General features: G+C 73.0%; 11 protein-coding genes and 1 pseudogene. 8 read left to right on the top strand and 4 right to left on the bottom strand.

Features of this window, described 5'->3' with window-relative positions:
- Nucleotides 1–85 precede the first annotated feature (85 nt).
- The 6 genes from egtB (at nt 86) to HNR73_RS06915 (ending at nt 5,347) form a co-directional block, all read left to right on the top strand.
- On the top strand, nt 86–1,384 hold the full coding sequence (gene egtB, locus HNR73_RS06890) for an ergothioneine biosynthesis protein EgtB (protein WP_239121989.1): 1,299 nt from the start codon (nt 86–88) through the stop codon (nt 1,382–1,384).
- The gene (gene egtC / locus HNR73_RS06895; protein WP_184786462.1) at nt 1,384–2,121 is read left to right on the top strand and encodes an ergothioneine biosynthesis protein EgtC; all 738 of its coding nucleotides are present in this window, start codon (nt 1,384–1,386) and stop codon (nt 2,119–2,121) included. Before egtB ends, egtC begins: the two co-directional genes overlap by 1 nt.
- On the top strand, nt 2,118–3,092 hold the full coding sequence (egtD, locus tag HNR73_RS06900; RefSeq protein WP_184786463.1) for an L-histidine N(alpha)-methyltransferase: 975 nt from the start codon (nt 2,118–2,120) through the stop codon (nt 3,090–3,092). Before egtC ends, egtD begins: the two co-directional genes overlap by 4 nt.
- 87 nt (nt 3,093–3,179) lie before the next feature.
- Nucleotides 3,180–3,989, top strand: a complete 810-nt coding sequence (locus HNR73_RS06905; protein ID WP_184786464.1) for an alpha/beta fold hydrolase — start codon at nt 3,180–3,182, stop codon at nt 3,987–3,989.
- An 81-nt stretch (nt 3,990–4,070) separates the two neighbouring features.
- Nucleotides 4,071–4,631 (top strand): RDD family protein, encoded by a 561-nt coding sequence (locus tag HNR73_RS06910; protein ID WP_184786465.1) that lies wholly within the window; start codon nt 4,071–4,073, stop codon nt 4,629–4,631.
- A gap of 224 nt (nt 4,632–4,855) precedes the next feature.
- Nucleotides 4,856–5,347: an RDD family protein gene (locus tag HNR73_RS06915; RefSeq protein WP_184786891.1), complete on the top strand. Its 492-nt coding sequence runs from the start codon at nt 4,856–4,858 to the stop codon at nt 5,345–5,347.
- 1 nt (nt 5,348) lies between these two features.
- On the opposite strand, the gene HNR73_RS06920 is transcribed toward HNR73_RS06915, so the two are convergent.
- Nucleotides 5,349–5,714: an MmcQ/YjbR family DNA-binding protein gene (locus HNR73_RS06920; RefSeq protein WP_184786466.1), complete on the bottom strand. Its 366-nt coding sequence runs from the start codon at nt 5,712–5,714 to the stop codon at nt 5,349–5,351.
- Nucleotides 5,715–5,787: 73 nt separating this feature from the next.
- Between HNR73_RS06920 and HNR73_RS06925 the strand changes: the two genes are divergently transcribed.
- Both HNR73_RS06925 and HNR73_RS39535 read left to right on the top strand, forming a co-directional pair.
- Complete coding sequence (locus tag HNR73_RS06925; protein WP_184786467.1) at nt 5,788–6,759, top strand: ATP-binding cassette domain-containing protein; 972 nt, start codon at nt 5,788–5,790, stop codon at nt 6,757–6,759.
- Complete coding sequence (locus HNR73_RS39535) at nt 6,756–7,553, top strand: ABC transporter permease (protein WP_239121987.1); 798 nt, start codon at nt 6,756–6,758, stop codon at nt 7,551–7,553. Before HNR73_RS06925 ends, HNR73_RS39535 begins: the two co-directional genes overlap by 4 nt.
- Before the next feature lie 1,428 nt (nt 7,554–8,981).
- Here the strand turns inward: HNR73_RS39535 and HNR73_RS41355 are convergent.
- The 3 genes and pseudogenes from HNR73_RS41355 to HNR73_RS06940 all read right to left on the bottom strand — a co-directional run.
- Nucleotides 8,982–10,484 (bottom strand): annotated as a pseudogene (locus HNR73_RS41355) (ATP-binding protein); the annotation flags it as partial.
- 246 nt (nt 10,485–10,730) lie between these two features.
- Entirely contained in the window at nt 10,731–11,351 is a 621-nt protein-coding gene (locus HNR73_RS06935; protein ID WP_184786469.1) for a response regulator, read from the bottom strand.
- Nucleotides 11,348–12,535: a sensor histidine kinase gene (locus tag HNR73_RS06940; protein ID WP_184786470.1), complete on the bottom strand. Its 1,188-nt coding sequence runs from the start codon at nt 12,533–12,535 to the stop codon at nt 11,348–11,350. The genes HNR73_RS06935 and HNR73_RS06940 overlap by 4 nt, the downstream gene beginning before the upstream one ends.
- Between the last annotated feature and the right edge of the window lie 46 nt (nt 12,536–12,581).

Raw genomic sequence — 12,581 nt, forward strand, 5'->3', positions numbered from 1 at the left:
CGCGGCGACGGACCGCGCCCGGGGGATGGGGAAGCCGCGTGCGGCCTCGTGCCTTCCCACCCATCACCCACCCCGGAGGTGTGCCGTGACAACGGATCTGCGCGCCCGTACCGCCGTTGAGCTGCTGCGCGCACGTAGACGCAGCATCGCCTTGACCGACGCCGTCGACGACGGCGACCTGGTCCGGCAGCATTCGCCGCTGATGTCGCCGCTGGTCTGGGATCTGGCGCACATCGGCAATCAGGAGGAGCTGTGGCTCGTCCGCGATGTCGGCGGGCGCGATCCGGTGCGGGTCGACATCGACAGGTTCTATGACGCCTTCAAGCACCCCCGGGCCGACCGCCCCTCCCTGCCGCTGCTCGGCCCGCGCGAGGCCCGGTCCTACGTCGGCACCGTTCGCGACAAGGTCCTCGACATCCTCGACACGGTCCCCTTGGAGGGCCGCCGCCTGGTCGAGCAGGGTTTCGCCTTCGGGATGATCGTGCAGCACGAGCAGCAGCACTGCGAGACGATGCTCGCCACCCACCAGTTGCGCGCGGGCGAGGCGGTGCTCACCGCTCCGTCGCCGCCGTCGGCACAGGCCGGCGTCTACGGCGAGGTTCTCGTCCCCGGCGGGCCGTTCACGATGGGCACGTCCACCGAGCGCTGGGCGCTCGACAACGAACGCCCCGCCCACACCGTCGACGTGCCCGCCTTCTTCATCGAGACCGCCCCGGTCACCAACGCCCGCTTCGCCGAGTTCATCGACGACGGCGGCTATCTCGACCGTCGCTGGTGGAGCGAGCCCGGCTGGCGCCACCGGGTCGAGGCGGGCCTGGAAGGGCCGATGCACTGGCACGGCGACGGCACCCGCACGCACTTCGGGCACCGCGCGCCCGTCGAGCCCGACGCCCCCGTCGTGCACGTCGGCTACCACGAGGCCGACGCCTTCGCGCGCTGGTCGCGTAAGCGCCTGCCCACCGAGGCGGAGTGGGAGAAGGCCGCCCGCTTCGACCCGGTGAGCGGCCGTTCGCGCCGCTATCCCTGGGGCGATGCCGATCCCGGCGAAGCGCACGCCAACCTCGGCCAGCGGCACCTGCGGCCCGCACCGGTCGGCGCGTATCCCGACGGCGCCTCACCACTCGGCGTCCACCAGCTCATCGGCGACGTGTGGGAGTGGACCGCCACCGACTTCGCCGGCTACCCGGGCTTCGTGGCCTTCCCCTACCGCGAGTACTCCGAGGTCTTCTTCGGCCCGACCTACAAGGTCCTGCGCGGCGGCTCCTTCGGCACCGACGCCTCGGCCTGCCGGGGCACCTTCCGCAACTGGGACCTGCCGATCCGGCGGCAGATCTTCAGCGGCATCCGGCTCGCCCGCGACCCGCGCCCCGGCGAGGTGGGCTGATGTGCCGGCACCTGGTCTACCTCGGGCCGCGGGTGCCGCTGGCGACGGTCCTGATCGCACCCGAGTTCTCCCTGCTCACGCAGAGCTGGGCACCGCGCGACATGCGCGAGGGCGGGACGATCAACGCCGACGGTTTCGGGATCGGCTGGTACGCGGGGGGACGCGCCGTCCGGTACCGGCGTGACCGCCCCATGTGGACCGACGCGGATCTGGCCGGGCTCGCCGAGGTCACCGTCACCGGTGCCCTGCTGGCGGCGGTCCGCTCCGGGACGGTCGGTATGCCCGTGGTGGAGACGGCCTGCGCCCCTTTCGGGGAAGGGAACTGGCTGTTCAGTCACAACGGCGTGGTGACCGGCTGGCCCGGCAGCCTCGCGGGGCTCGCCGCCGCTCTGCCGCCCGTCGACCTGTACACCCTCGACGCCCCCACCGACTCGGCGCTGCTGTGGGCGCTGCTGCGCCACAAGCTGCGGCACGGCACGGCCCCCGACCGGGCCCTGCCCGAACTGGTCGCCGAGGTCGAGGCCGCCGCACCCGGCTCCCGGCTCAACCTCCTGCTCACCGACGGGTGCGGCGCCTGGGCGACCACCGTCGGCCACTCGCTGTCGATCAAACACCGCGGAGGCGTCGTCCTGATCGCCTCCGAACCGCACGACCGCTGCACCGACTGGATCCCGGTACCCGACCGGCACCTGGTGTCCGCCGACCCGTCCATGTACACAGTGGAGGCAATCGTATGACCGTTGACGTGCGCATCGACGTCCATCTGACCGGCGAGGACCTGGCCGCACAGCTCCGCTCCGACGTCCACACCGGGCTGTCGAAGCGCCCGCGCCGGCTACCGCCGAAATGGTTCTACGACCCACGCGGCAGCGAACTCTTCGAACGGATCACCCGCCTGCCCGAGTACTACCCGACCCGCACCGAACGCGCGATCCTGGCCGAAGGCGCCGCCGGCGTCGCCGAGATCAGCGGAGCAAAGACCCTGGTGGAACTCGGCTCGGGCTCCTCGGAGAAGACCCGCCTGCTACTGGACGCCCTGCGCGCGCAGGGCACACTCGCGCGCTTCGTGCCGCTCGACGTCTCGGAGGCCGCGCTGCGCGAGGCGACCACGCGGATCGGCACCGACTACCCCGGCCTGGAGGTGCACGGCCTCGTCGCTGACTTCACCCGCCACCTCGACCGCATCCCCAACGGAGACGGGCGGCTCATCGCCTTCCTCGGCGGCACGATCGGCAACCTGGAACCGGGCGAACGCGCCCGGTTCTTCGGTGAACTGAGGGCCGCCCTGCACGACGGTGAACGACTGCTCCTCGGCGCCGACCTCGTCAAGGACACCGGCACGCTCGTCGCCGCCTACGACGACGCCGCCGGCGTCACCGCCGAGTTCAACCGCAACGTCCTGAGCGTCCTCAACACCCGCCTCGGCGCCGACTTCGACCCCGGCGCCTTCGAACACGTCGCGCGCTGGGATCCGCGCAACGCGTGGATCGAGATGCTGCTGCGCTCCACGAAGACCCAGACCGCGACCATCCCCGAGCTCGACATGACCGTCGCCTTCGAGGAGGGCGAGGAACTGCGCACCGAGATCTCGGCGAAGTTCACCGTCACCGGTCTCGCCGAGGAACTCGCCGCGGCGGGCTTCGCCCACGAGCACACGTGGACCGACCCCGCCGACGCCTTCGCGCTGCTGCTGGCCAGAGCCGCATAGAACGAGCGCGGCGGCGGGCACACGGGCGCCCGCCGCCGCGCACGGAATCGGCTTGACGCCCGCCCGGCCTGCGGCCACCGTGTCGCCATGACCGAACAGAACGAGAAGTTCGTCGACGTACCCGGCGGCCACCTCCACCGCCGCATCGGAGGAGAAGGCCGCGACGTCGTCCTCCTCAACCCCGGCGCCGCCGACCTGCGCACCTGGGACACCGTCACGCCCTGGCTGGAGCGGATCGCGCGAGTCACGACCTTCGACTACCGCGACACCGGCCTGTCGTCGACGGCCACGGAACCGTACAGCGAACTCGACGACATCGCCGCCGTGCTCACCGACGCGGGCGTGCGCGACGCCGTCCTGGTCGGCGTCTCCGACGGAGCCCGGCGCGCGCTCGCCTTCGCCCACCGCCACCCCGAACGGGTCTCCCACGTCGTCGCCGTCGCCGGATCCTTCGGTGAGTTCCCCGATCCCACACCGGAGGAGGAGGCGTCGCGGCGGGTGATGCGCGAGCACTTCGCGCGCCTGGAGAAGGTCCACGCCGCCGACGGCCTCCAGGCCAGGGCCGAAGGCGACATCGACGGCTGGGCACCTGCCCTCGACGCCCACCAGCGCCGGCGCATGGTCGGCCTCCAGCTCGCCAACACCTACTGGGTGCTCCTGGAGGAGTATCTCGGCACCGAACTCGACCCGCCCGTCAAACACCGCTTCGCCGAACTCGCCGTCCCCGTCAGCGTCCTGGTCGGCGAACGCGACTTCGAGGCGACTCGTCTGTGGGCACGGCGGCTCGCCGCGCAGGTGCCCGACGCGACCTTGACGGTCCTCCCCGAAGCCGACCACTTCCCCATGCTCTCGGCGCCCGAGGCCTTCGAACGCCACCTCCGCGGCGTCCTCGGATAGCGCGCGGGCGGTGCGATACGGTACCTCCGCCCACCGTCCCGCGCCGCCCGCGCCGGACCCGCCCGTTGAGGAAGTCCGCCCATGACTGCCGAGCAGTCCGCTCAAGCCCCCGTAGACGGCTTCACCGTCCCCACCGCCCATTACCCGCCGCCGCTCGCCGACGTCGGAAAGCGCCTCCTGGCCCGCATCCTCGACGGGTTGATCGCGGTGGTGATCACCGCCGCCATCGTCGTCCCCGGGCTCTTCCTCGTCGACCGCGTCGAGGAGGGCACCGGCCGCCGCACCGTCGTGGCGTTCCTCGTAGCCGCACTCCTGCTGGCCCCACTCGCCTACGAGACGGTCCTGACCGCGATCTGGGGCGCGACCCTCGGCAAGCGCGTGATGAAGCTCCGGGTCGTCCGCGTCGCCGACGGCGGTCCCGTCGGCTGGGGCAGGTCGATCTTGCGCTCCCTGGCCCACTGGGTCCTGTCGCTGATCCCGTGCGTCGGCTACCTCGATCCACTGTGGTGCCTGTGGGACAAGCCCAACCGGCAGACGCTGCACGACAAGTGCGTGCGCACCGTCGTCATCCGCGTCGACGACCCGGTCTACGGCGAACCGGCCCACCTCGACGGCCCGCCGGTCGACTGGCGGCGAACCTGAGCCGGTGACGGCCCGGCCGCCGGCCCGAGAATTCCGGCCGAAGGTACGTATCCGCGCGCGACCATCCGCAATGGACGGTCGCGCGCGATAGCGTCGTGGCAAGGTGGACGCGCGTCGCCGGGGGACAGGCGTTGTGACGCGCGTCCACGACATGCCCGCCGCGCCCTGCCCCGCGACCGCGCCCCCCACACCGGCCACCGCGCCCGGGGGTACCGCAGGCCGAGATCGGTCAGCGGGTCGGCGCGTACATCATCGACCACCTCATCTTCGGCGCGGTGGCCTGCCTGCTCTCGGTCCCCGTCGGGATCGTGACCGCCGTCCGCTTCCCCGAATACGCCGAAGCGAGTGAGACGGTCGATACACCCGGACCGGTCTTCGCGATGAATCTGGTCCTGATCGGGATGGTCCTCGTGCTACTCGCGGTCTACCAAGGCCTCTGCGTGGCGATGTGGGGCGCGACGATCGGGAAGCGCGCCATGAGACTCCGGGTGGTGCGCGTGGCCGACGGTGGGGCCGTCGGCTGGAGCCAGGCGGCCGGACGCGCCGGTGCGACACTGCTGTTCAGCGTCGTTCCCGTCCTCGGCCACCTCGACCTCGGCTGGGCGTTCCGGGACAAACCGAACCGGCAGACGCTGCACGACAAACTCGCCGGCACGGTCGTCGTCCGCGTCGACCGGGCGTCGCCGTACGGCCCCCGGGTCCACTTCACGGGCTGACTCAACCCTCGTCGAGACGCGCCACCAGCCCTTTCGGGGCGACACAGCGGAAGGCCTCGCGTACGAGCTCGGCGATCTCCGCCCAGTCGACGCCGTCGACGTCGAGGTAGACGCCGAGCCACCCGCGGTGCCCCACGTACGGCGGCACGTAGAAGCGCTCCGGGGCGCCCGCGACCAGCGCGGCGGTCTCCCCGGGCGCCGCCGCGCACCAGAACCCGAGCCGCTCGTCGTGGTGATGGTCGGAGGTCATCACGAACAGCTTCTTGTCCCGCACGAACCAGGCGGGCTCGCCGTGACTGAGCCGTTCGGTCACCTCGGGAAGGGCGAGGCACAGCTCGCGCAGGCGCGCGACCGGATCGGTGTCCATGACCGCATTGTCGCCTCCGGCACTGACAAAAGTCCGTCAGCGACGTGTCAGCGCGCCCGGCGAGGCTCACCACATGACCAATGCGATCGAAGCGAGGGGCCTGGTGAAGCGGTACGGCGAGACCACCGCGCTCGCCGGGGTGGACCTCGCCGTACCCGCCGGGAGCGTCCTCGGCGTTCTCGGCCCCAACGGGGCCGGCAAGACCACGGCCGTGCGGACACTGGCCACGCTCGTCCGGCCCGACGAGGGGAGCGCGCGCGTCGGCGGCTTCGACGTGGTCGGCCAGGCCCACCAGGTCCGCCGCGCCATCGGCCTCACCGGCCAGTACGCCTCGGTGGACGAGAACCTCACCGGAACCCAGAACCTGATGCTCGTCGGCCGCCTGCTCGGCATGCCCAAGAGCGACGCCCGAGCCAAGGCCGCGCGGCTCCTCGGCCGCTTCGGCCTCGATGAGGCGGGCACCAGGCAGGTCAAGGGCTACTCCGGCGGGATGCGCCGCCGCCTCGACCTGGCCGTCAGCCTCGTCGGCGACCCGCGGATCCTGTTCCTCGACGAACCCACGACCGGCCTCGATCCCCATGCTCGCAACGACCTGTGGCACGCCGTCGGCGAGCTCGTCGCCGACGGCGTGACCGTCCTGCTCACCACCCAGTACCTGGAGGAGGCCGATCGGCTCGCCGACCGGATCGCGGTCTTCGACGCGGGCGCGGTGGTCGCGAGCGGAACGGCGGCCGAGCTGAAGTCCACCGTGGGCGGTGAACGCCTGGAGGTGCGCCCGGCCGACCCGTCCCGCGTCGCCGAGGCAGCGCGGGTCCTCGCTGACGTGACGGGGGAGACGCCGGAGGAACACGACGGGCTGCTCGCGGTCGGCGTACCCGACTTGAACCTCCCACCGGCGGTGCTGCGACGCCTCGACGAGGCCGGGATCCTCGTCGCCGAGCTGACCCTGCGGCGGCCCAGCCTCGACGAGGTGTTCCTGAGCCTGACGGGACACGGAGCCGGAGGCGCCGCACCGGGACAGCGGGACGAAGAGGTGACGGTATGACCGCGCCCCTCCGGGTCACCCCCGGCCAGGCCTTCCGCCAGGGCCTCACCCTCGCCTGGCGGGGCCTGGTCCCGCTCAAGAACGCACCCGGCCAGCTCCTCGGCTTCGTCATGCAGCCGCTGGTCATGATCCTCGTCTTCGTGTACGTCTTCGGTGGCGCCGCCGCGGCGGGCGACCGCGCCGCCGTCATCATGTACGCCGTGCCGGGCGTACTGGTCCAGTCCGCCCTCATCGGGACCACCGCGACCGGCCTCAACCTGCACACCGACCTCGGTAACGGCGTCTTCGACCGGATCCGCAGCCTCCCCATCGCCCGTTCGGCACCGCTCACGGGCCGGATCGTCGCCGACGCGGCCGGGGTGGCCGTCTCGGCGCTCGCGGCCCTCCTCATCGGCTGGGCCGTCGGCTTCCGAATCCAGACCGGGGTCCCAGAGACCCTCGCCGGGCTCGCGCTCGTCGTCGCCTTCGCCATGGCCGTGGCGTGCATGTCGGCCTACGTCGGCCTGATCGCCACGAACGCCGCGAGCATCCAGTTCATGGCCTTCGGCCTGTTCCTGCCGCTGTCGATGGGCAGCAACGCCTACATCGTCCCCGAGCACGTGCCCGGCTGGCTGCAGGGCTGGATCGCGGTCAACCCGGTGTCACACCTGGTCTCCAGCGTCCGCGGCCTGCTCCTCGGCGGGGACCACGCCGACGGCCTCGGCACCGAACTGGCCTGGACCGGGTTGTGGGCGCTGCTCTTCGTCGCCGTCTTCGCGCCCCTTGCGGTCCGCGCCTACAAGCGAAAGATCTAGCCCGAGCAGGGAGGCGATCGCCTCCGCGCCGAGGGACAGGGCACCCGGCGGGGTCGCGTCGCGTCCCTCGGCGCAGGCCTCCGCGAAGCCCTCGGCGCCGAGGATCGCGCGCACGGAAGGCAGGACGGCGGCCACGTCGGCGTCGTGGTGGGTGTGGTTGTCGAAGGCCGCCGCCATCCCGAACAGGGTCGCCGCCCGGCGCGCGTCGCCGCCCGCGAGCGCGGCCAGCCCAACGCCGTCGATGATCAGCGGAACGGCCTGGAGCCGCGTCGTGGGGTTGACGTGCAGGAGCCGCAAAGCCCGCGCGTGGTCGCGCAAGCCCTCCTCGGTCTCACCGCGCGCCACGCGTGCCCGGCCGAGCTGCGCGTAGGCCCAGCACACCAGCGGCTGGACGGCACCGGCCGCGAGCAGCTCGCCGACGAGTTCCCCGGCCACCTCGACGGCCTCGTCCAGGTGCCCCTGGGCACGCAGCAGGGTGGAGAAGATCAGCCGCGCGTGCGTTCTCGTGGTCGCCGCGGCTGACCCGAGCATGGTCCGCGCCTTCCGCGCGCTGACCTCGGCTCCGGCGAGATCGCCGCCGGCGAGCCGGATCCGCGTGAGCCACAGGTGGATGTCGACGGCCTCGACGTAGTCCGCCAGTTCGTCGGCGATCACGTCCACCGAGGACAGCAGGGCGGCGGCCCGCTCGTGGTCACCGGTGCGCAGGCACAGGTCGGCCAGGCCGAGGGACACGTTGGCGAGGTTGAAGCGGTCCCCGAGCGCGCCGAAGGCGGCCACCGTCGTCTCGAACTCGGCGACGGCCGTGGCGTTGTCGCCGGTGTTGAGCGCGAAGTAGGCGAGGGACATGTGAGCCGTGGCGACCAGCCACGGGTCGTCGGCGGTGAGGTACCGGGACAGCCGGGCCCGGCCGTCGTCGTGGCGGCCGGCGAGCATGCACAAGGTCGCGCCGAAGGCCAGGACCGTGACCGACGCCGTCCCCTCGGCCTCGGCGGCGTCGGCCAGGCGCAGGAAGTCGGTGGTCATGGCGTCCATGACCGCGGGGTCGCCGAACATGGTCGGCGCCCAGGCGTCGAAACCGGCGCTGAAATGACACATCGCGTAGGCCCCGGCGGTCCCTCGGGGTGGACCGTCGTCGCCCACCATCGCCAGGACCCGGCGTGCCCACAACGCCGCCTCGCCCTGGTCGTTGAGGATCCACCAGCGCTCGCACAGCGCCGAGCACATGCGCAGCGCGTCCCCGGTGTCGCCGCGGTCGATGAGCCTGCGCAGCGCGGCGAGCAGGTTGTCGTTGTGGACGGTGAAGCGCCGCAGCCATTCCAGCTGTTCGGGCTGGTGGAGGCCGTGCTGCCCGGCGACGGCGACGGCGAGGAAATGCGCGGCGTGCGCGTCGGCGGTGGAGGCGGACTCGCCCGCTTCGGCGAGCCTTTCGGCGGCATAGGCGCGGATGGTCTCCAGCATTCGGTAGCGGCCGTCGCCGGTGAACTCCACGAAGGACCTGTCGACAAGGGACCCGAGGGTCGCCGGGGAGGCCCCGGCGCAGGTCGCTTCGACGGCGGCGAGGTCGGGCGGTCCGGCGAAGACCGCGAAGCGGCGTGCGAGCTCGCGTTCGGCGACGCCGAGGAGGTCCCAGCTCCACTCGACGACCGCGCGCAGGGTCTGGTGGCGGGGGAGGGCGGCGCGGCTGCCGCCGACGAGCAGACCGAAACGATCGTCGAGCCGGGCGGCCAGGTCGGCGGGCGCCAGCGTGCGGAGCCGCGCGGCGGCCAGTTCGATGGCCAGGGGCATCCCGTCGAGCCGGCGCACGATCTGCGCGAGGACCGGCGCCTGGGCATCGCCGAGGATCACCGATGGGGCCGATGTGGCGGCCCGGTCCCGCAGCAGGCGGATCGCCGGGTTGCGCAGGATCTCCGCGGCCGGTGCCGTCGTGGGCGGCAGCGGGAGCGGCGACACGGGACGCGGCACCTCCCCTGGGATGCCGAGCGGTTCCCGGCTGGTCAGCAGGATCGTCAGTTCCGGGCAGTCCGACAGCAGGCGGCCGGTCAGGGCCGCCACCGCGTCGAGCAGGTGCTCGCCGTTGTCGAGGATCAGCAGCATCCGGCGTTCGCCGATGGCGGCGACGATCCGGTCGAGGCGTTCCGGCGGGTCGTGGGAGGGGAGGGGCACACCGAGTGGGTCGCGGACGCCGATGGCGCGTGCGACGGTCCGGGGGAGTTCGGCCGGGTCGGAAAGCGGTGCCAGTTCGGCGATCCAGACCCCGTCGGGCCGGTCGGCGGCGGTCTGGCGCCCGGTCTCGACCGCCAGGCGGGTCTTCCCCGCCCCGCCCGGCCCGAGGAGGGTGACCAGGCGCCGGTCGAGCAGCAGCTCCCGCAGCTCGGCCACCTCGGTGTCGCGGCCGACGAAGCTGGTGATCGGGTGCGCCAGGTTCCCGCGCGGGTCGGTGGTAGGCGAGGGTTCGCGCAGTACCGCCAGATACGCCGCTGCCAGCTCGGGGCCGGGGTCGGCGCCGAAGTCCGCGTTGATCGCCGCGCGGACCTCCTCGTAGGCGGCGAGCGCCTCGGCCTGGCGTCCGGTGGCGTGCAGGGCTCTGATCCGCAGCGCTTGCAGCACCTCGTGTCGCGGGTCGGCCGCGGTCGCGGGAGTGAGCAGCGCGAGGGCCTCGGCCGCGCGACCGGTGTCGAGGCAGGCGTGGCCGTGGGCGGCGACGGCGTCCCGCCGCAGCTCGGTCAGCCGGGCCGCTTCAGCACCGAGGACGGGCGCGTCGGCGAGCGGGAGACCCCGCCACAGGCCCAGGGCGGCGCGGAGGATTCCGACGCGTTCATCCGCGGGAGCCCGGGCGGCGTCGGTGAGCAGTGCGGCGAAACGGGTCGCGTCGACCTCCACGCCGGTCAGCAGGTAGCGGCCGTCGGTGTGCCGGATCCGTTCACTCCCCATGACCTTGCGCAGCCGCGAGACGAGTGCCTGGAGCGCGTTGGCGGGGTTGGCCGGTGGACCGCCGGGCCACAGCAGCGCGGTCAGCCGGGCGGCGTCGACGGCCTTCGGGTACGCGGCGGCGAGGAGCGTGACGAACGCGCGGGGCCGGGCGCCGGTGACGGCGAGGGGCGCGCCGTCGTCGGCGAACACCTCCAGCGGGCCGAGGACGCCGATCCGCACGCGATCACCTCCACGCCAGACCCTAGGTCAGCGGATGACGCCCCGGCGCCGCGCCTCGGCGGTCGCGGCGGTCCGGCTGTCCACGCCGAGCTTGGCGAAGACCTGCACGAGATGCGACTTCACGGTGGCCTCGGTGATGAACAGCGCGCGGGCTATCGCCCGGTTGCCGCTGCCCGCGGCGACCATCTGCAAGACCTCGGTCTCCCGCGGTGTCAGGGTGCGCTCCGGTCGCCGGACGCGCGACACCAGCCGGGTGGCGACCGACGGCGCGAGGACCGTCTCACCGCGCGCGGCCGTGCGGATCGCGGCCCGCAGGTCGGCGGGTTCGGCGTCTTTGAGCAGGTAGCCGGTCGCGCCCGCCTCGATGGCGCGCAGGATGTCGGCCTCGCTGTCGTAGGTGGTCAGGATGAGCACACGCGGCGGTTCGGGCAGCGCGCGCAGGCGGCGGGTCGTCTCGGCGCCGTCGATGCCCGCGCCCAGCTGGAGGTCCATCAAGACCACGTCGGGCCGGGCACGGGCGGCCAGATCGACGGCTGCCTCGCCGGTTCCGGCGTCCCCCATGACCTCGATGCCCTCGTCGGCGTCGAAGGCCGCGCGCAGGCCGCCGCGGACGATCGGGTGATCGTCGACGATCAGGACGGTGATCACGGTCCCTCCCTCGGCACGGTGGCGTTGACGGCCGTGCCGCCGCCGGGCTCCGACTCGACGAGAAGCCGGCCGCCCACCTCGGCGAGCCGGTCGCGCATCGCCGCCAGGCCCATGCCGGTCCCCGTGGCCGGGTCGGACGACGGACGAGCCGGGTCGAAGCCCTTGCCGTCATCGGCCACGTCGACGGCGACCGAGCCCGGCTGGAAGGTCAGGGTCACCGCGACCCGTGTGGCACCGGCGTGGGCGCGGACGTTGGCCAGCGCGCCCTGCGCGGTGCGGAGCAGCGCGACCGCCAGCGGCGTCGGCAGCAGCGCCGGGTCACCGTCGACGACGAGACTCGCGTCGAGCCCCAGCGCCTCGGTTTCGGTGACGAGGCGGCGCAGCGCTTCCGGCAGCGAACCACCGTCGAGCTCGGCGGGTGCCAGTGCGCGCACCAGCCGCCGGGTGTCCTCAAGGGCGTCGCGCGCGGAACCGAGGGCGGCGTCGACCTGCCGCCGCGCCGGTTCGGGCGCCTCGGCGTAGGCCTCGCGGGCCGAGCGCAGCACGAGGATGATGCTGGCCAGGCTCTGCGCGACGGTGTCGTGGATCTCGCGGGCGAGGCGTTCGCGTTCGGCGAGGGTCCCGGCGCGGCGCTCGGTCACCGCCAGCCGGTCGCGCGCGGCCGTCAGCTCGGCCAGCAGCCGGTCGCGGGTCTCGTTCTGCCGGCGCAGGTCTCGGTAGACGACGGTGATGACGACCGCGACGACCGCGCCGATCACCGGCCCGAGCGCGGCAGCCACGTCGAAGCCGCCGCGATGCCAGGCGATGGCGGCGACGGTCACGGCCGTCAGCCCGGCGACCGACCACAACGCGACCGGCATCGGCAGCATCTGCATGCACAGCAGGAACAAGGGGAAGGCCACCCACACGAAGTCCGCCGACAGGATCGACAGACCGGTCCAGCCCACGGCGAGACCGAACAGCCAGCAGGCGGCGAGGCGGCGGTCGGTGGAGCGCCGCGACAGGAGCACGCCCCCGAGATACCAGGCCACGAGCGTGGCCGTCCCGGCGATCGCGGCGAGCTCATGGCGCCCCTCGGAAAGGGTGCGGACGAGACCGACGAGGAGAAGCGCGGCGAAGAGCACGTGCTGGGCGCGCCGCAGGAGCGCCAGGGCTACCGGCCGGGCGGGAACTGTGCTGGTCATGGCCACTCGACACTAGCCGCGTCGGCGCCCGTCGGCCTGCAACTTT

This window comes from Phytomonospora endophytica, from assembly GCF_014202425.1.
Taxonomy (GTDB): domain Bacteria; phylum Actinomycetota; class Actinomycetes; order Mycobacteriales; family Micromonosporaceae; genus Phytomonospora; species Phytomonospora endophytica.

Bases quoted from the DNA above. Each gene is read 5' to 3' on its own strand.
- egtC (WP_184786462.1), top strand. From the start codon at position 1,384: ATGTGCCGGCACCTGGTCTACCTCGGGCCGCGGGTGCCGCTGGCGACG.
- egtD (WP_184786463.1), top strand. From the start codon at position 2,118: ATGACCGTTGACGTGCGCATCGACGTCCATCTGACCGGCGAGGACCTG.
- HNR73_RS06905 (WP_184786464.1), top strand. From the start codon at position 3,180: ATGACCGAACAGAACGAGAAGTTCGTCGACGTACCCGGCGGCCACCTC.
- HNR73_RS06910 (WP_184786465.1), top strand. From the start codon at position 4,071: ATGACTGCCGAGCAGTCCGCTCAAGCCCCCGTAGACGGCTTCACCGTC.
- HNR73_RS06920 (WP_184786466.1), bottom strand. From the start codon at position 5,714: ATGGACACCGATCCGGTCGCGCGCCTGCGCGAGCTGTGCCTCGCCCTT.
- HNR73_RS06925 (WP_184786467.1), top strand. From the start codon at position 5,788: ATGACCAATGCGATCGAAGCGAGGGGCCTGGTGAAGCGGTACGGCGAG.
- HNR73_RS39535 (WP_239121987.1), top strand. From the start codon at position 6,756: ATGACCGCGCCCCTCCGGGTCACCCCCGGCCAGGCCTTCCGCCAGGGC.
- HNR73_RS06940 (WP_184786470.1), bottom strand. From the start codon at position 12,535: ATGACCAGCACAGTTCCCGCCCGGCCGGTAGCCCTGGCGCTCCTGCGG.